This is a genomic window from Vibrio sp. 2-Bac 85 (assembly GCF_037546705.1).
In the GTDB taxonomy this organism is placed as follows: domain Bacteria; phylum Pseudomonadota; class Gammaproteobacteria; order Enterobacterales; family Psychromonadaceae; genus Psychromonas.
Genome location: NZ_JALAAB010000007.1, coordinates 12,915 through 33,211, shown reverse-complemented (window position 1 = coordinate 33,211; position 20,297 = coordinate 12,915). Strand labels below are relative to the sequence as shown.

General features: G+C 37.6%; 9 protein-coding genes. 7 read left to right on the top strand and 2 right to left on the bottom strand.

Annotation, left to right across the window (positions count from 1 at the left end):
- Nucleotides 1–3: 3 nt before the first annotated feature.
- Nucleotides 4–2,781 (bottom strand): two-component sensor histidine kinase BarA, encoded by a 2,778-nt coding sequence (gene barA, locus MT390_RS09305; protein ID WP_499440788.1) that lies wholly within the window; start codon nucleotides 2,779–2,781, stop codon nucleotides 4–6.
- A gap of 115 nt (nucleotides 2,782–2,896) precedes the next feature.
- On the opposite strand from barA, the gene rlmD reads away from it, so the two are divergent.
- Both rlmD and relA read left to right on the top strand, forming a co-directional pair.
- Nucleotides 2,897–4,237 (top strand): 23S rRNA (uracil(1939)-C(5))-methyltransferase RlmD, encoded by a 1,341-nt coding sequence (gene rlmD, locus MT390_RS09300; protein WP_499440787.1) that lies wholly within the window; start codon nucleotides 2,897–2,899, stop codon nucleotides 4,235–4,237.
- 210 nt (nucleotides 4,238–4,447) lie between these two features.
- On the top strand, nucleotides 4,448–6,661 hold the full coding sequence (relA, locus tag MT390_RS09295; RefSeq protein ID WP_499440785.1) for a GTP diphosphokinase: 2,214 nt from the start codon (nucleotides 4,448–4,450) through the stop codon (nucleotides 6,659–6,661).
- Between the two features lie 300 nt (nucleotides 6,662–6,961).
- Here the strand turns inward: relA and priA are convergent, their stop codons facing one another.
- Nucleotides 6,962–9,196 (bottom strand): primosomal protein N', encoded by a 2,235-nt coding sequence (gene priA, locus MT390_RS09290; RefSeq protein WP_499440784.1) that lies wholly within the window; start codon nucleotides 9,194–9,196, stop codon nucleotides 6,962–6,964.
- 400 nt (nucleotides 9,197–9,596) lie between these two features.
- Between priA and rpmE the strand changes: the two genes are divergently transcribed.
- From rpmE to MT390_RS09265, 5 genes are all read left to right on the top strand, one after another.
- On the top strand, nucleotides 9,597–9,812 hold the full coding sequence (gene rpmE, locus MT390_RS09285; protein WP_025563502.1) for a 50S ribosomal protein L31: 216 nt from the start codon (nucleotides 9,597–9,599) through the stop codon (nucleotides 9,810–9,812).
- A gap of 230 nt (nucleotides 9,813–10,042) precedes the next feature.
- Nucleotides 10,043–11,284, top strand: coding sequence for a malic enzyme-like NAD(P)-binding protein (locus tag MT390_RS09280; protein ID WP_166372363.1), 1,242 nt, complete (start codon nucleotides 10,043–10,045; stop codon nucleotides 11,282–11,284).
- A 225-nt stretch (nucleotides 11,285–11,509) separates the two neighbouring features.
- The gene (locus MT390_RS09275; protein ID WP_166372364.1) at nucleotides 11,510–16,075 is read left to right on the top strand and encodes an ATP-binding protein; all 4,566 of its coding nucleotides are present in this window, start codon (nucleotides 11,510–11,512) and stop codon (nucleotides 16,073–16,075) included.
- A gap of 210 nt (nucleotides 16,076–16,285) precedes the next feature.
- Nucleotides 16,286–19,480: an ABC transporter substrate binding protein gene (locus MT390_RS09270; protein WP_499440782.1), complete on the top strand. Its 3,195-nt coding sequence runs from the start codon at nucleotides 16,286–16,288 to the stop codon at nucleotides 19,478–19,480.
- Nucleotides 19,480–20,232 (top strand): class I SAM-dependent methyltransferase, encoded by a 753-nt coding sequence (locus tag MT390_RS09265; protein ID WP_499440781.1) that lies wholly within the window; start codon nucleotides 19,480–19,482, stop codon nucleotides 20,230–20,232. Before MT390_RS09270 ends, MT390_RS09265 begins: the two co-directional genes overlap by 1 nt.
- Nucleotides 20,233–20,297 lie beyond the last annotated feature (65 nt).

Genomic DNA, 20,297 nt, shown 5'->3' with positions numbered 1-20,297 from the left:
ATCTTATTTTAAATAGGCCTGCGCTTCTTTTTCAACGTTATCAAGTTCGTCTAGTAGCTCTAATAATTCAGGTTCTAAATGATGTGCTTTAACCCCTTGCTTAAGCTCTTTTTCGATTAACCCAGCAATATTCTTTAATTTGGGTACGCCACTATAGCTACAACCGCCATGAAATTTATGAATGATGGTAACAAACTGCTCATGGTCGCCTTCTTCTTCAATAATTAGGTTTGCGGCGTTTCTGATGTCTGCAAACTCATTCAATAACATACTTAACATCTCTTTGGCTAAATCAGTTTTTCCAGCTGATTGCTGTAATGCAAGTGTCCAATCAAATGATTTTTTTTCTATAATAGGCAATGTTGGAGGAGGTGTTGGTGATGTTTCTTGATCCGATAAAGGATCAATAACTTTAGCATTCGGCGCCCACTTATTAATAATTACCTGTAAAGCCAATTCATCAATTGGTTTAGCTAAACAATCATCCATACCTTTTTGTAGCAGCTGTTCTTTTTCACCTGGTAAAACATGTGCTGTGACGGCAATAATCGGACTTTCTTGATTTAAAGAGTTCTTTTTGATTTCTGCACAGGCACTAACACCATCTAAAATTGGCATCTGGATATCCATGAAGATAATGTCAAAAGGTATTTTCTGTGCTTGTTCTACGGCTTCTCGTCCATTATGACAGGTAGTGACTCGATTAACGCGATCGCTTAGCATCGCTGAAATGAGTTTTAAATTGGCTCGGTTGTCATCAACGGCCATCACGTTGATGTCTTTACGCTGCAATGGCGCTGAAACTTGCAATGTGGTGGGCGTCGTTTCATTAGACACTAAAGCATTGGCAAAGTTTTTATGATTAATCGGTTTACTTAAGCAATGGGTGATACCGGTATTCATTAATTGTTCATATACACTGGGATCACTGGAATTGAGTAACACTATAATATTGTCAGTATATTGCTTCGCTTGTTCTATATGATTTAATAATGGACGTATATCTTGGTTATTGCTGTGCCCGATGACAACGCTGTCATAGCATTTATTGAGTGCTTTTTTCCATTGCAGATCGGTCTCAGTAAGGGTGGCGTTTGTTTTCCATTGCGTTAGTAACTGTGTACAAGCCCTTGCCGCATATTCATTCGATTCATAGGCTAATACACTGCGGTTTGATAATCTAGTCAATGGTAAAGATTCCAATGAGGCTCTTGTATTCTTTTCTATTTCAATAACAAACCAGAAAACTGACCCTTGATCAGGTGCGGACGTAAGATCGATATGGCCTTTCATTTGGCGAACTAGCTTTTGTGTGATCACTAATCCTAAACCGGTACCACCATATTGACGAGTGATACTACTATCTGCCTGTCCAAAGGCTTTAAAGAGTTGTACTTGTTGCTCCTTAGAAATACCGATCCCCGTATCAGAGATAACAAATTTTAGCTTGATGTTGTTCTCTTTACTGCAGTCTTCCTCAATACGTTGAATATTAACGTCAATATTACCTTGTTCAGTAAACTTGACGGCATTACCTATTAAATTGGTTAACACTTGTTGTAAACGCATTGCGTCGCCGATTAACTCTTGCGGTACATTGCTATCAATATACATACTTAGTTCAATATTTTTTTCATGTGCACTTTGTGCCAAGAGATGCATCGTTTCGTTAATGCAATCACGAATATCAAAGGGAATGTTTTCGAGGTCTAACTTGCCTGCTTCTAGTTTAGAAAAGTCTAAAATGTCATTAATGATATTAAGTAAATTACCTGCGGAGCGTTCAATCGTTTGTAAGTAATCAACTTGGTTATTAGTAAGTTGTGTTTTCAGTAATTGCCTTGCAAATCCAATCACTCCATTAAGTGGAGTACGTAATTCATGGCTCATATTGGCCAAGAATTCAGATTTTACTGACGCTGCTTGTTGTGCTTCTTTACGGGTAATATCTAGTTCAATATTTTGTACTTCCATTTGATCTAGCGTTTCTCGCAACTCACTGGTGGCTAAATCAATACTTTCTTGCATCTCTTCGTGATGTTTAGACATGGCCACTGCCATTTCATTGATACCGTGTTGCAATAGACTAATTTCGCCAGTGTACTCACCTTCTACACGTGAGTTTAAACGTCCAAGACTAATTTTTTCAACGACGGAGGCCATTTCTGAAATAGGGGCGGTAATGCGCTTTGCTTGTCTGAAGGCTAAATAAACACTACCTAATATGCCCATTAATACTACCAGCAGGGAGATTGCAGCATCGCGATATAGTAATAATTCAACTTGGTCTCGATTTATCTCTAATGCCACATAGCCGACCACTTTGCGGGGTTGATCAAAGGTTAATTGGTACTCTAAAAAGTTGGTTTCATCAATAATGGGACTATGAATAATAATATTGTTACCGATAGTGCTGATCTGCGGTAAATCTGGAATAGGTTCATCGACGGCTAACCTCAATTGTTTATAATCTCGGTGATAATTACTGATCACAAACAATTCATTGTCAGCGGTAAATATCGCAATGCTCTTGATCATGGGGCTATTTTTACGGTGTGTCGCACCAATTAAACGGCGTAAAATAGTTCTTGTTTCATCTTGCATTCCATATTCACTGGCAATCGATAATGCATCTGCAATATTAAGAGCGCGATTAATTAAGAACTCATCGGCTTGTTGAAAGCGATGAAATGAAAAGTAACCGGCTAATAACCCTCCAATCAATACAGTAGGAAGGATGGTATAAGCAATAACTTGTGCGCGTAGGCCGTATTTAGTCATAGGATAAAGTCTAATTTCAATGGAGTAATGAATGCTTGCATGTTTTATGTGACAATAGTGTACCGATAAACGTAATCGCTATCATGGCATAGCTTACTTCACCTGTGAAATATTTATGGCCCAGTTCTTCAAAGCATCGCGCACAAACAAGCAAAATAACAAAGTAATTAAACATTGTCAGATTGATAAACTCGATCATCAAGGTCGAGGCATGTTATTTCATCAAAACAAACCTCTGTTTGTAGCAGGTGGATTGATCGGGGAAGTATTAGATGTTTCCATTGAGGAAGATAAAAAGCGTTATAAAAAAGCGACTATTCTCAACATACATAAAGCCAGTGAACTGCGTATAAACCCGCATTGTGAACACTATCAAGAATGTGGCGGTTGTCACTTACAACATATTGAGCAAAATGCTCAGATAGAGATAAAACAGCAAGGTGTATTAAGCTTATTTGAACGTTTTGCTAAACATAAACCAGAACAATTAGAAGAAACTTTGCAATCGGATGCCTGGGCCTATCGCCGTTGTGCGCGTTTTGGTGTGCTCTTTGATAAAAAAACTAAAAAAGTACAAATGGGGTTTCGTCGTTCGAAAAGTAGTGAACTGATTAATCAACAAATTTGTCCGGTATTAAAACCTGCATTGTCGCAATTAATTTTACCCATTAAAGCCCTGTTAAATCAATTACAAGGTAAAGCGGCGCTTGGCCATGTTGAGTTAGTAGAAGCAGAAAATACGGTGGCGGTTTTATTGCGCCATCTTAAACCGCTTTCTGAACAAGATGTACAATTGATTGTCGCTTTCTCTGAACAACATCAATTACAGTTTTATGCTCAAAGCAGCCCAACTACAATCACATGCTTAACGACTGAGCAACAATTATGTTACTCATTACCAGAGCAAGATTGCCAGTTTGGATTTAACGTTGATGATTTTCTGCAAGTAAATGCCGTGGTTAACGAAAAAATGGTCAAGCAAGCAATGAATTGGCTTGCATTAAAAGAAACTGATCAGGTATTGGATTTATTTTGTGGGTTGGGTAACTTCACGCTACCTATTGCAAAAATTGCTAAACAAGTGGTTGGAGTGGAAGGTATTCAAAAAATGGTTGACCGTGCCACCGATAACGCCAAACATTGCCAAATAAATAATGCGCAATTTTATCAAGCTGACTTAAGTGACCTGAACGCGTTAAATGCACAATGGTCAAAGCAAGATTATAACAAAGTATTGTTAGATCCTGCGCGAGCAGGTGCTGCGGAATGCATGGAGTTTGTCGCCAATAAAAAACCTACGCATATTGTCTATGTTTCCTGTGATCCGGTGACTTTAGCGAGGGATAGCCAGTTGCTTTTAGATCAGGGCTATAAACTCGATAAATTAGGCTTAATCGATATGTTCCCACAAACTGCACATGTCGAATCGATGGCATTATTTATCAAAAATAAGTAATATTTACAGGGTAATAAAGTTTTGAATCAAATGAGAGCACAAGATTCAGTCTCTTTATCATTGAGTATGTTTTAGTATTATTAGATTCTACTGAGGCCGCATTAAAATTAGTATTTAAAGTCTCAGTTTTCAAGGAACATGTTAACAGTGTTTTAGCTATTCATTGGTTGCTTGTAATCGAAAGATACAGTTGATTTTTTGGAGTATTAGATGGTTTCAGTTCGTGATACACACTTTTACCAAAGTGCATTAAATGACCCTGAGAAATGGGTGACAACCTTTGGTTTAAGTAAACAAGATCAAAATAATTTATTTGATAATTACAATAAAGTCAGTGAATTATGTGACTCTGAACAGCAAATCGTTGCTTTGCAGCTTGGCTGTGAAATGGTTGAAATATTGGTCACTCTAAACATGGACATGGATACTTTAAATGCAGCATTAATCTTTCCTCTACTAGCTCAAGATGTTTTAAGCACTGAAAAAGTGGATGAATTGTGGCCAAAGCGCATTGCCAAATTAGCAAAGGGTGCGATGGAAATGGAAGGTATCCGCGCTTTACAAGATAGAGGTGGCAAAAAAAGTGCTGAGTCTCAAGTTGATAACTTGCGTCATATGTTATTAGCGATGGTAGAAGATGTTCGTGCAGTAGTGATTAAACTTGCTGAACGTATTTGTTATTTGCGCCAGGTTAAAATTGCTGATGAAGAAACAAAAGTACAACTTGCTCACGAAATATCAACTATTTACGCTCCTTTAGCGAACCGTTTAGGAATAGGGCAGTTGAAATGGGAGCTTGAAGATCTCTCTTTCCGTTACCTACAAGCTGAAACCTATAAAAATATTGCTAAACAGCTTGATGAAAAACGTATCGACCGTGAAAACTATATTCAAGATTTTGTTGAAACCGTTAAATCTTCATTACAAGAGATGAACATAACGGGGACTGCTTATGGGCGACCTAAGCATATCTACAGTATTTACCGAAAAATGCAGAAAAAAGACCTTAAGTTTGATGAATTATACGATGTAAGGGCTGTACGAGTTGTGGTGGATAAACTGCAGGATTGTTATGCGGCATTAGGCGCTATTCATACTAAATGGCGACATATCCCTCGTGAATTTGACGATTATATTGCTAACCCTAAGCCTAATGGTTACCAATCTATCCATACGGTTGTTTTAGGCGATAGTGGTAAGCCTGTTGAGGTACAAATACGTACTCAACAAATGCATGAAGACTCTGAAATGGGGGTTGCTGCGCATTGGAAATATAAAGAAGGCAGTGCTGGTGGGAAATCAGCAAGTAATTACGAAGAAAAAATAGCCTGGTTGCGTAAACTCTTAGCATGGCAAGAGGATATGAGTGACGGTGATGATTTAGTTGAGGAAATTCGAAGTCAGGTCTTTGATGACCGTGTGTACGTATTTACACCAAAAGGTGAAGTGATTGATATGCCTGCGGGCTCGACGCCACTCGATTTCGCTTATTATATTCACAGTCAGATTGGACATCGTTGTATCGGTGCGAAAATTGCAAATCACATTGTTCCATTTACTTACCAATTAAAAACCGGTGACCAAGTTGAAATTCTTACTCAAAAAGAAGCGAATCCAAGTAGAGATTGGTTAAATCCACAGCTTGGTTATATTAACGCGCCACGTGCTCGCCATAAAGTAGCGACTTGGTTTAGAAAGCAGGATCGAGATAAAAATATCATTGCAGGACGTGAGTTGTTAGAAGTTGAATTGGTTAAGATCAATTTAAAGCTGGCCGATATCACACCTGCGATCTCACGCTTTAACGTGGGTACTGCTGATGATATTTATGCGGGTATTGGTAATGGTGATTTACGTATTAATCAATTGGTACATTTTTTAGATGGCTTTTATCATCAAAAAACCCTAGAGCAACAAGATGCTGCCGCGTTATTAGAGTTACAAAACCGCAAGACACAAGTTACCCCTAAAAATACCGGCAAAGATATCATTATTGATGGTGTGGGTAACTTAATGCATAACATTGCAAGGTGTTGCCAACCTGTACCTGGCGAGGAAATTGTCGGTTATATAACGCAAGGGCGTGGTATTTCTATTCACAAAAGTAACTGTGAGCAATTAGCTGACCTAGAAGAAGCGCATCCAGAGCGTATTATTAGTGCCAATTGGGGCGATTCACAGTCATCAGGCTATACGCTAACGCTGCGCTTAATTGCAGACGATAGAAACGGGTTGTTAAAAGATATCACCACGGTACTATCCAATGAAAAGGTAAATTTATTGGGTGTACACAGCCAAACTAACACTAAAACATTAACCGCTATTATTGACCTGTCTTTAGAGGTGCAAAATAATAAAGAGATTAATAAATTATTAGTGAAGTTAAAGCAGCTTAAAGATGTATCAGACGCCCATCGTTTATAATGTAAATGGTTAACATGGGAAGTCTGGTGTTTACTGTTACCTCATAATGTTCAGGAAAGGCCATCATGAGGTAATAAGCTTAAAGTGACGCTTAAAATTGCTGAAGAAAGAGTCCTCTTAAGCACTAAACTAAGCCGACGAGCGTAGACGAGATAAGTGCAGCAGCTGCTAGTTAAATGATCAATGCAGATCAGAATTATTGAAAGTAATCTCTATAACATCGTGTATTAATGTGCCAATGAGGAGTCTTCACATTACCAATACAATAATGGTAGCTCTTGATATAAATAGATACTTGGCTTAAATAAAATCAATCGGATCAACATCAATTGACCAACGTACCTTTCGCCCCTCGGGTATTTTTTCAAAATGGGCTAATGCAATATTTAATGTTTTAGTCACCAAAACTCTTTGTTCACTTTGTATCAGTAATTGAAAACGATACTTTCCTGCACGCCTTTCCATTGACGCAGCTATCGGACCTAATATCAGCAAACGGTCACTGACCTTATTATTCAATGCAATCTGATTCAATGTTTGTTTACAGAGCGTTAAAAAGTTCTCTGCCTGTGTTGCATTTAATGATTCAGCTCTGATCAACGCTTGATATGAAAATGGCGGTAACTGTGCCATTTTTCGTTCTTGTAAAGCGCTGCGAGAAAAATCACCATAACCATTATTCACTAACTCTTGTAATAGGTTATGTTCAGGGTGAAAAGTTTGTAATACGACTTGCCCTTTTTTTTCTGCTCGGCCTGCTCGACCTGCTACTTGCGTAAATAACTGGCCCAGCCTTTCACTCGCCCTAAAATCATTACTAAACAGAGCTCCATCGACATCTACCAATGCCACTAACGTAACATCTGGAAAATGATGTCCTTTGGCCAGCATTTGAGTACCCAGTAATATTTTATATTTCCCACTGTTAATATCGTTGAGATATTCGTTAAAGCTATCTTTTTTACGCGTATTATCGCGATCAATTCTTACTGTTTTATGATCTGGAAATAACTGCGTTAATGTTTCTTCCAGTTGCTCTGTCCCTACACCGGTAGAGTGCAAATTGGTAGAGCCACAATCATGGCATTGTTCGGGTACTGGATGTGTCGCCATACAGTGATGACAATGTAGATAGTTTGCACTTTTATGATAAGTGTAAAAAGCATCACACCGCTCACATTTTGCCAACCACCCACATTCATGACACATTAAAACAGGAGCGTAACCACGGCGATTTAAAAATAAAATAACTTGATTGTTTTTATCAAGATGTTGCTGCATCAGTTCGATTAATTGTGGTGATAACCCTGATTTAAGCGGTAAACCGGTCAGATTAATCAAATCATTTCTAGGTGGAGTTGCATTGCCTGCGCGATGTGTCAAAAACAGATGGTGGTAACGCCCTGATAACGCATTATTAAGTGATTCAAAAGCAGGAGTCGCCGACCCGAGTAGAATAGGAATATTTTCTTGAGAGGCGCGTTTGATCGCAAAATCTCGAGCGTGATAACGAAAGCTATCTTGTTGTTTAAAAGAGGCATCATGTTCTTCATCTAAAATAATTAACCCAAGGTTTTTAAAATCACTAAAAATGGCACTTCGAGTCCCAATCACAATCGCAGCACTACCTTGCTTAGCGTGCAGCCAAGTTTCTAGTTGTTGCTGTTCGTTTAATGCGGAATGTTTCAAATAGATGGGGACATTAAAGCGCGCTTTGAAGCGTTTAATGGTCTGTGGTGTTAAGCCAATTTCTGGCACAATAATTAATGCTTGTTGACCTTTTTCTAAGACCGCTTTCAATATATTAAGGTAAACTTCTGTTTTGCCACTGCCAGTGATCCCTTCTAACAAATAGCATTTAAATTGGTTTAATTGTTGCGTCACACTGGTGATCGCAATCGCTTGTTCAGTGCTTAACTGAGGTTTTTGCTGTAGCTCTCGTAATGATTCTGCCCACTCAATATTGCTGGCAGGGATTTCTTCATATCGTGTGACCAGTTGCTTTTCTTGTAGGCTATTTAATGTCGCTCGGCTGACATTGTTCTCTTTTAATTGGTCATAACTGAGTGCTGATACTTGTAATAGTTGTGCGGCTTGATATTGCTTTTTTGCTCTTGTTAGCTGGCTAATATCACTATTAGCTTGTTTCAATTTCCAATATTCTTGCGCTTTAAAGGTGGCGGGTTTTCCTTTGCGTAATAAAGTAGGGATTGCTTGTTGGAATACATCGCCAAAAGGGTGCTGATAATAGACTGCTGCCCAATTTAATAACTTATATAAGCTATCACTTAATAGTGCTTGTTGATCCAATAACTGTGAGATGGATTTTAATTTTTCGATAGCAAAGTCAGATTGCGCAGGTGTCGCAGTGATCACGCCCACTTGTTTCCGATGACCACCACCGAAAGGTACTATCACACGACTGCCAATTAATGAGGTGAGGTCCTCTGGGTAGAGGTAGGCTGGAAGTAAGTAATCAAATTGCTTATGTAAAGGAATTGCCAGTGCCACTCTGCAAATTATTAATTGAGTCATAGAAGATCTGTTTTAAGTGAATACATAATTAGGATTAAACATTGTAACCTGTTTACGAGAAGGGTTCTGTTTAAGTATTCTAAATTAATCAATTTATACTTATCTACATTTTATTTTTATACCTATAATCTATGCTTCTCGTTTATACCTACCATGTACTCTCCTAAGGGCTTGATGGTTTTGTATCTGCATGATAATAATAAGAAAATAATGAATGTCATTAAGCTTTTTTAATGCTGGGAATAAAGTTGTTATTTTTGGTTATTTTAAGTTGTACTTTTATTATCCATTACTATACAATCCGCAACCTGAAATTTAATGAAAATACGTGTGGTACTTTGTTGAGTGAAATAATTCATTCAAGCTGAGCAGCGACACGGCCTAAATAGAGGTTTTCCCAATGAGAAAAGAAATTCACCCAGAATACAAATTAGTTACTGCTACTTGTTCATGTGGTAACGTTATTAAAGTTGGTTCTACGCTTGGTAAAGAAGAGTTAACTTTAGATATTTGTTCAGCTTGTCACCCATTCTACACTGGTACTCAACGCGTTGTTGATACTGGCGGTCGTATTGACAAGTTCAAAAAACGTTTCGGTGCTTTATCTTCTAAATAAGATAACTACCACGTTTTTAAAAAGCACCTTAGGGTGCTTTTTTTGTATCTGTAAACCTGAAATTTACTTTTTTTCTAAAAATTGCCTTCCAATACAACCTTACCCTGTTTGAGCTGCTACAATACTGCTAATTAGCTCTGTGATTTTGGTTAAAATTTGACTATCATCACACTTTTATTTTTATGCTTATCTTTTATAAGCAATTTAGCCTATTCGAATGGAATTTATAGATGTCAGATTTTCGCCAGCAAGCCCTTGATTACCACGCTTTTCCTAAACCAGGAAAAATTAGCGTAGAGCTTACAACTTCAGCTGAAACAGCTGAAGATTTATCATTAGCATATAGTCCAGGTGTTGCCGAGCCGGTGAGAGAGATTGCGGCTAACCCTGATGATGTTTATAAATATACAGCTAAAGGTAATTTAGTTGCTGTGATCACTAATGGTACTGCTATTTTAGGTCTAGGTAATTTAGGCCCGTTAGCTTCAAAGCCTGTAATGGAAGGTAAAGCATTACTCTTTAAACGCTTTGCGAACCTTGATGCGGTTGATATTGAAGTAAAGCATCGCACACCAGAAGAGTTTATTAATACTGTCGCTAATATCGCAGATACCTTTGGTGGTATTAACCTTGAAGATATTAAAGCACCTGAGTGTTTTGAAATTGAAAAAGAGCTAAAGCAACGCTGTAATATTCCTGTTTTCCACGATGACCAGCACGGTACTGCAATTGTAACTGCAGCTGCAATGATCAATGCGTTAGACATTCAAGGTAAAAAAATTGAAGAGTCGAAAATTGTCTGTATGGGCGCTGGCGCAGCAGCCATTGCTTGTATGGAATTATTGATTAAATGTGGCGCATTGCGTGAAAAGATTTACATGTTGGATCGTAAAGGGGTTATCCATACTCGTCGTGACGATATCAATGAATATAAACAACGTTTTGCCAATAATACTGACCAACGCACTTTGCAAGATGTTATTTGTGGTGCAGACGTATTTGTGGGCGTATCTGGCCCGAATGTATTAGGTGCTGACGATGTTAAACTAATGGCTCCGAATCCAGTTATTTTTGCTTGCTCAAATCCAGATCCTGAGATTAACCCTGATTTAGCACACTCAGTACGTGATGATTTAATCATGGCGACAGGACGCAGTGATTACCCTAACCAAGTTAATAATGTACTTTGTTTTCCATTCATCTTCCGTGGTGCTTTAGATGTTCGTGCAACGGATATCAATGATGAAATGAAAGTCGCTGCTGTTAATGCAATTCGTGCGATTGCAAAACTGCCAGTACCAGAGTCTGTACTTAAAGCAAGTGGTTATGAATCACTCGATTTTGGTAAAAATTATATTATTCCTAAACCTATGGATCCTCGTCTATTGAAAAGTGTTGCTGGTGCTGTTGCACGTGCTGCTATCGCAACGGGTGTCGCACAAATCGAACTTCCTGAAGATTATATGCTTTAAGCTTGACTTCACAACTTGACATAACGATTCCTATTTTGTTGTTTTTTTACACCCAATAGAAGAGAATAGTTATATATTCAAGCTAATATCTAGCTCAAGCTTCACAATATGCAACTTATTCGCAAATGATTTATATTGATTAGAGTTCAATAGTGGAATCAAATGCTAATAAGTTGTAAATTACGACATTTATTTTTTCCATCACTTTCTTGTAAGGGTAATTATATGACAGGAAAACCTTCATCTTCTCAGTTTGAAGTGAATAATATTGCAGATCCGCTATTTATTCATGCTGAGCAAATCGCAAAAGACTTTTCTCTATTTCCAGATAATTCATTACCGTCAAATACAGATGGTGTAGAAGGTCTTATTGATAAGCAGCGTATTAAATCAAATCTGGCTACTATCAAAAAATTGGATGTTGATGCTTATATTGCACGTACGGTAACACCGGCTGAGAGTAATAAGCGACCTGGTTCAAAAACTATTATTGAAGGGTTTAACGGTAAAATCATTACCGAACAACTAAACGGAGCCTTTTATTCTGCAGAAATGGAATTGGATTTTGGCGGTTACAGCCGTCGTATTGGTCTAATTGCACAGGAGCGTAGTTCAAATAATGGTGCTTGGATGCCTGAACACCATCTAGCAGCAAGTAAAGCGATCCGTAAGTTTGCAGATATGTCATTACCGATTGTGTACTTAATCGACACGCCGGGAGCTGACGCTGGAGAAGCGGCGAATAGTCAAAACCAAGCGCACAGTATTTCACAAATGATCACTGAAAGTGCCAATGTTGATGTTCCTACTATCGGTATAGTGGTGGGTGTCGGTTATTCTGGTGGCGCTATTCCATTAGCAACGGCTAATATATTGTTATCGGTACGTGATGGTATTTTTAATACTATTCAACCTAAAGGTTTACAAAGTATTGCGCGTAAATACAACTTGTCTTGGCAGGAATGTGCTCAGTCTGTTGGTGTATCACCAGAAGAGCTTTATGAAATGGGCTGTATCGACGGTATTGTTGATTACTCGCCTGTTGACCAAGATGAGCGTCAACACAACCTTCAGAAAGCGATTATTTCTGGTATTTTATCGATTGAGTCAAAATCAGTTGAATTTGTACGTAAGCATCCTGATATTTTAGAACATTATAACCGTAGTCTTTCGCGTTACCTTGAACCTTCAAGCAAGCTACTAGCGATAGAAAATGCAACGGATGCTCAGCTATTAGCTAAAAACCCAACGTCACATAATAATGCATTTGGTACTACTTACCGCTACATGCGTTACTTGACGTTACGCTCTCGTATTAAAGCGATTCAAAAGAACGAATATGGCCGTTTATCTAAATTAACGGTACCAGAAGGTGATTTGAAAGCCCGTATTGAAGCAGATCGTAAGCAAGTATTCTTAAACTGGTTAGAAAACCCAGATAAGTTAATTTACGATGATAGACTGAATAAAAATTGGAAAACATTCCTACAAAAACGTGAAGATAAAGGTGTTGAGCGTAACGTAATTACTAAGCTTATCTTAGGTGAGCCAAAAGCAAACTATGATAACGCACGTAGTACATTAATGATCAACCTAACTTGGTCATTGTATAACCGTTGGAAAACCAGTGCTGAAAATAACTTTCATTCTCTAATTAAACATTTAGAAGATGAAAAAACGATGCCAATGACGGATTCATTTCCTGAATTAGCAGAGCTTGATATCATTGATGTTGTTTCACACACTGAAACGCGTGAATGCTTCATTATACATTGTCGTCATATGCTGGTGTTTAACGCACTTTATGACAATACAATGGGCAACTTAGCCTCTATTGCTAAAGAAGCAATGGCGACAAAAGAACTTTCTCGTCAATCGGTTTCATCATTGGTGCGTAGTTCATTAAAGACTGCACTAAACAAAGTCAGTGATGATGATTACGAGCAATTAAAAGTTACTTTTAATGCATGGTTACAATACTTCACCGAGCAGTCTGAGCGTGGTGAAATTCTTGCTAAAGTGGAAGAATGGAAGAGTATTGGTGCGCCACAAATGAACTCTAGTTTATTTGTTATTTTGACCTACTTGTTCGAAAAACTATTACCTGAATACTACAACAGTCGTGATGACGAAAGCTCTTACAATGGTGCAATTAACCCTGTAAGAATCGGACGTCGTAAAGATTTCTGGAACCGTTTAACAATGGGTTATCAAGATCTATTGATTCAAGCTGTATTACGTTCAGAAAAAAACAAAAAGAATAATTCTCATGAAGCGATTATTCAGAAATTCTTTACTAACTTCAAAGAGTCTCGTGCTGACTTAATGACAGCAAACCTATTAGAGTTCCCTGGTTTCCGTCTATCTGTAGAAGATGCGTTAGATAGAAACATCAAACCATGTGGATTGATCACGGGTACGGGTGAGTTTAAATTAGAAAGTGGCGAAACACAGCGTGTTGGTGTTGCTGTTTCTAATCTATCTTTCCAAGCGGGTGCTTTTGATATGGCCAGTGCAGAGAAGTTCTGTGCACTATTGGTTAAATGTGCAAAACAACATTTACCTGTTGTGGCTTTCATTAGTTCTGGTGGTATGCAAACTAAAGAAGGTGCTGCAGCACTATTCTCAATGTCAGTAGTTAATGACCGTATTACGCGTTTTATTCGTGATAACGACTTACCTATTGTTATGTTTGGTTACGGGGATTGTACTGGTGGAGCACAAGCAAGTTTTGTAACTCACCCAATGGCACAAACTTATTACCTTTCTGGTACTAATATGCCATTTGCTGGTCAAATGGTTGTACCTGCGTATTTGCCATCAACGTCTACATTATCTAACTACTTATCACGTGTACCTGGTGCTATGGATGGTTTAGTTATCAACCCATTCTCTGATGACTTGAATGACAAGTTACGTGATATTGATGAAAACATGCCAATGCCTGTTATCACTGTTGAAGAAACAATTAACCGTGCATTGTCTGGCTTTATACCTGTCTGTGATATCGAAGAAGAGAAATTCTCTAAATCTGATCCTCGTCAGTTAATGCATCCCGTTAAAAAAGTATTAATACATGCGCGTGGTTGTACTGCTGTTAAATTGATTCGTATTGCCAAAGCTAACAATATTAATGTTGTTTTAGTGGCTTCTGACCCTGATATGACTTCTGTTCCTGCAGATATGCTAGGTGAAGGCGATAAACTAGTTTGTTTAGGTGGTAATACTTCAGATGAAAGTTACTTAAATGCAAGCTCAGTAATAAAAGTAGCTGAATACGAACAAGTTGACGCATTACACCCTGGTATTGGTTTCTTATCTGAAAGTCCGCATTTTGCAGACTTATGTATTAGCCATGATATCAACTTTGTTGGTCCAAGCATGAACAGCATGCTAACGATGGGTAATAAGTCAAACGCAATTAAAACAGCACAAGCTAATGGTGTGCCTGTAGTACCTGGTTCTCACGGTATTTTAACCGGTGCAGAACAAGCTTTAGATATTGCTAATAATATGGGTTACCCAGTTTTATTGAAAGCAGTAAACGGTGGTGGTGGTAAAGGTATTTTGGTTATTGAAAAAGCTGAAGATATGTTTGCTGGCTTTAACCAAGTATCTGCTGAAGCACGAAGTGCATTTGGTAATGGTGACTTATACCTAGAGAAATACATAACTTCTTTACGTCATATTGAAGTGCAATTATTACGTGATAAATTTGGCAATACTAAAGTATTAGGTATTCGTGATTGTTCAGTGCAACGTAATAACCAAAAAGTAGTTGAAGAGTCTGCTTCAACTATGTTGCCTGAAAAATTAGAAAAAGAAGCGCTTAAGCATACTGCTGCTCTTGCTGATGCAGTAGATTACATGGGCGCAGGTACGGTTGAGTTTATTTACGATTTAGATGCAAATGACATCTACTTTATGGAAATGAATACTCGCTTACAAGTTGAGCATCCAGTAACTGAAGCAACATCATGTATTGATATTGTAAAAGCACAGTACGATATTGCTTCTGGTTGTGACATTTCTGAGCTGACGCCACAGAAAAAAGGTTATGCAATTGAAGTGCGCGTAACGGCTGAGAAAGCTGGCTTAGATTCTGATGGCATCATGCAGCTATTGCCTTACCCTGGTAAAGTTTCTGAATGTATCATTCCTGAGCAAGACGATGTTGAAGTGATGTCGATGATTGCTACGGGGAAAGAAGTTTCTCCATACTACGATAGTTTAGTGGCACAATTTATTTGTCATGGTGAAGATCGTAACGATACTATTGCTAAGTTACTTGAGTTCTTAGATAAAGTAAGTATTAAAGGTATCGCGACTAATATTCCATTATTGAAACGCATCCTAAAAGATGACACTTTCATAAATGGTGAATACGATACCACTTACTTACCTAAATTCATGGCTAAACTTGACCAACAAGTGATGATAGATGAAATGGAAGCGTCAGCTGCCTCTGGTCTTGAAGGTGTTGCTGAGTCTATCCAAGTTGATGGTAGTAATGAGCTGAAAGTAATTGCACAAAGTGCTGGTATTTTCTACCGAGCGTCTTCACCAGCTGAGCCTGATTTTGTATTAGAAGGTGACATTGTTAATGTTGAACAAACATTAGGTTTAATGGAAGCAATGAAAATGTTCTCACCTCTAACGCTAGCAAGCTTTAATCGTAAAGATGCAGTGCTTTATGATGCAAAAACTAAGTTCCGTGTAGAGCGCATTATCAATGCAAATGGGCAACAAGTATCAAGCGGTGATTTGTTATATATAATTACCCCGCTTTAAAGTTACTTTGTTACAAAAAACCAGTCGTTTGACTGGTTTTTTTTGCCTTAATAATCTGTATTTAATCAAAATAGTGTAATAAAAACAGCAAGTAATATAGTTTTAAGTGGATAGTTATTCACTTATAGACTACTTTAATTTATCAGGCTGATTTAGTATTTAAGTAAAATAATACATTCAGTGATCATATATTTTGATTTGGAAATTATATTGACGTTCTTTAAAGCTACCTTTGAAAAAATCATGTTTGTGGGCATTTTCTTATGCTCATGTGTTTATGCTGATAATGCGCTTTCTAGTGAAGTTTTAGTATTGCATTCAGGTTATCAAGGTAATGAACAAACCCGTGAAATTCAAAAGGGCATTGAAGATAAATTTAAAGATAGCAATATTTCTTTGTATGTATCATACCTTGATAGCAACCAAGTGATGGGAGAGCAAGCCCTGATACAGCAAGTCGATTTTTTATCTAGAAAGTTTGATACCAGAAATTTTGATGCGATTATCGTTAGTGGTGAAAATGCATTAAAGCTAGTACAACAATACGGGGAAAGGTTGTTTGTTAACACGCCCATTGTTTTTACTGGTATTAAAAATAGCGATACTTCACTACCAGCCTTTACGCATAAAATATCTGCGATTGTAGAATCAGAAAATATTTTTGAAACAATGCGCCTATCTACACAATTATTTCCGCTAACAACGGATATCTACCTTATTACTGGCCGTACGCTTGCTCGTCAAATCTCTGAACAAGATATTCAACAATTATCACTACGGTTAGAACCCACCCTAAACATTCTTAATAACGAGAGTGAAACATCTTTATTAAATAAAATTAATAATATCGCTAGCGACTCTGTGATTATATTTGATGACTTTTCTCGTGATAAAGACGGCTTCTTTATTAATCGCACTGAAGTTTTAAAAGCAATAACAGCTACGGCAAGAGTGCCATTATTTGTTATTAACCAACATGATTTGATGGAAGGAGTCATTGGTGGTGTAGTGACAAGTGGCTTTGCGCAAGGTCAAGCCGCTGCTGATAAAGTATTGCAAATAAAACTCGGTGCTAAGATAGAACATTTACCCGTCCAAGTTATTTTGAGTAATAAGTATATTATTCAATATCCAGAGCTATTACGTTGGGGATTACAGGAAAGTGATGTCCCGATTGGCTATCGTATTATTAATAAAAAAGAGAATAAATATAAAGCAGATTTTAGTTTGTTAACCCTATCATTTATTATCCTTAGCTTTCTTTGTCTATTTTTTTGGGGATGGCGTAAATATTTAAAGTTAGTACAGAATACTGCTTTAGTTGAAACTAAACACGATCGCGTCATCAATATTTTTAATATCTCCTACGATTTTATTTTTATGCTTGATTTGGTTGGTGAAATTAAAATGGTCAATCAAACTGCTTTAGACTTTGTACAAATGCAAGAAGGGGAAGTGACGGGAAGCCTCTTATGGGACACTCTTTGGTGGCAAAATGATGCTGAGAGTAAGAAAAAATTAAAGTCTGCCATGGGGCAAGCAAGGGTTGGTAAAACAGCGCGTTTTGAATGTGGATTAATTGATAAAAATAAATTAAAGCATGCTTTCGATGTGTTTATTCAACCGGTAAAAAATGAAGTATTACATGGTAACGAAACAACCTCAATTATTGTAGAAGCTAGGGACATTAGTGGTATTAAAGCGGTTGAAGAGGAAGTTGAAAAAGCGAACAAGCGTTCTAACTTATTATTAGATGAAAGTCCTTCGATGTTGTTAATGCTCAATGCCCAAGGGTTAATTTTATCCTGTAATAAATTTGGCTGTAATTTGTTAGGTTATTATGACGGTGAATTAATTGGCCGTAACCTTGTCACCCTGTATTCAGAATTAGTAAATCTCACAGATTTAAAAAATTACCTAGCAGAATGTGAAGAACAAGAAGGCATGTTGTTATCTCGTGAAGTATCTTATTCGACAAAGAATGGCCGTAAAATTTGGATCAATGAACGTGTACGAAAAATCGATGGTCATGATCAATACTTTTTAGTGTGTGAAAATATCACTGAGCGCTATGAACTGTCTAAAGAGTTAAATTATCGTGCATCACATGACTATTTAACTGGATTGAAAAATAGATTGTTTTTTGAAAGTCAATTAGACAAAAACTTAGATAAAATAGACACGCATAAATCACCTTGTTGTTTGATGTATTTGGATATGGATAAATTCAAAATTATCAACGATACCTGCGGGCATCACGCCGGCGATGAAGTATTAAGACAAATTGCGACTATTCTCAATGAAAGTGTTCCTGCTAACGCAATGGTTGCTCGATTAGGTGGTGACGAGTTTGCTATTATTTTTCCTCAAACCGAACTTGACGTTGCTAATAAATCGGCAGAAAAGATAATCTCAGCAATCGGCAAACATTATTTTTTATGGGAAGGTAATCATTTCTCATTAGGAGTTAGTATTGGGCTTGCTGAGTTTACAGAACTTGGTCGTGGTGGTGTACATGCATTAAGTTGTGTTGATAGCGCATGTTATACCGCAAAACAATCTGGACGAAATAGGATCCATATCTACGAAGAAGATAAACAGGAAGAACTTCGTCGTGAAGATGTCGTGTGGGTTAATAAAGTACAAGATGCGTTACGAGATGAGTCTCGATTTTGTCTTTATGCTCAATTGATCAAACCTGTGAGTGGCAGCGATGATTACCTACATTATGAAATATTAACTCGGATGATAGACGAAAATGGTGAACTTGCTCCGCCTGCAAAATTTATCCCGATAGCTGAGAGTTACAATCTAGCTGATAAAATCGATATGATTATTATCACTAAAACCATTAACTGGTTAAAAAATCATCCTGAGCATGTATTTAAATTAAATATGTGTTCTATTAATTTATCTGGTCAGTCACTCGGTGATCCAAAGTTTATTGAAGATCTTGTAACGCTATTAAGTCATTCATCACTACCGTTGGAAAAACTTTGTTTTGAAATCACAGAAACCGTGGCAATAGGCAACTTTAGCAATGCAGCTAAATTAATTAATTCATTAAAAAAATTAGGTTGTAAGTTAGCATTAGATGACTTTGGTACTGGCTTATCGTCATTTGGTTATCTTAAACGGTTGAATGTTGATTACCTGAAAATAGATGGGGTTTTTGTTAAAGACATGGCAAATGATGCTCAGGATTTTGGTATTGTTAAAACGATCCATGAATTGAGTCATTTATTTGGTAAAAAAACCATCGCTGAATATGTAGAGAGTGAAGAGATTATCGAAAAATTAAATGAAATTGGTGTCGATTTTGCGCAGGGCTACCACTTAGGCAAACCTGTGCCTATTGATATGATGGCGTTATTATCAGAGTCATTGTATGAGGATGATTTTTAATGGATATCACATTAGTCTGTAACGAGAATATTCTAGCACCTAAAGCTAAAAAATTACGCGAGAAATGGGGTTTTACCGCTCTTCGAAGTGAATTATTTCAATTACGATTATTGCCGGAGCATTTAGCACTTGAGCAGTTGGATGATAGCCAACAAGGTTTAGTCTTTGTTGACTTTGCTTCTGGTGCCGTCGCACATCGTAGGAAATTTGGTGGCGGAAAAGGGCAGTCAATTGCTAAAGCCATCGGTGTTAAAGCAGGTGTTACATTACATGTAATTGATGCAACAGCAGGTCTAGGACGTGACGCTTTTGTGCTTGCTTCACTGGGCTGTAATGTAGATATGGTAGAGCGTTCGCCAGTTGCGGCTGCTTTATTGGAAGACGGTTTGGAGCGCGCTTATTTAGATGCTGAAATTGGCGAGTGGATGCAACAACGTATGCGCTTAACCCATGCTAGTGGATACGAGTATTTACAACAACATCAAGCTGATGTTGTGTACTTAGATCCGATGTTTCCGCATAAAAAGAAATCTGCACTCGTCAAAAAAGAGATGCGCGTTTTCCAGGGAGTAGTCGGTGCTGATTTAGATGCCGATGATTTATTAGATGTTGCCTTAGCAGCTGCTAAATATAGAGTAGTGGTGAAGCGACCTGACTATGCACCGTTTTTGAATGATAAAAAACCAAGTATGAGCATTAAGACAAAGAAAAACCGTTTTGATGTGTATGTAAAAAAAGCAATTGGTAGTTAGTGCAGACCGCATATACTTAATGTGATAATAATATAGCTACAACCATACTTTGACATAAAATTTAA

What these genes read in the sequence shown, in the direction of transcription:
- barA (WP_499440788.1), bottom strand. Translation starts at nt 2,781, where the DNA reads ATGACTAAATACGGCCTACGCGCACAAGTTATTGCTTATACCATCCTT.
- rlmD (WP_499440787.1), top strand. Translation starts at nt 2,897, where the DNA reads ATGGCCCAGTTCTTCAAAGCATCGCGCACAAACAAGCAAAATAACAAA.
- relA (WP_499440785.1), top strand. Translation starts at nt 4,448, where the DNA reads ATGGTTTCAGTTCGTGATACACACTTTTACCAAAGTGCATTAAATGAC.
- priA (WP_499440784.1), bottom strand. Translation starts at nt 9,196, where the DNA reads ATGACTCAATTAATAATTTGCAGAGTGGCACTGGCAATTCCTTTACAT.
- rpmE (WP_025563502.1), top strand. Translation starts at nt 9,597, where the DNA reads ATGAGAAAAGAAATTCACCCAGAATACAAATTAGTTACTGCTACTTGT.
- MT390_RS09280 (WP_166372363.1), top strand. Translation starts at nt 10,043, where the DNA reads ATGTCAGATTTTCGCCAGCAAGCCCTTGATTACCACGCTTTTCCTAAA.
- MT390_RS09275 (WP_166372364.1), top strand. Translation starts at nt 11,510, where the DNA reads ATGACAGGAAAACCTTCATCTTCTCAGTTTGAAGTGAATAATATTGCA.
- MT390_RS09265 (WP_499440781.1), top strand. Translation starts at nt 19,480, where the DNA reads ATGGATATCACATTAGTCTGTAACGAGAATATTCTAGCACCTAAAGCT.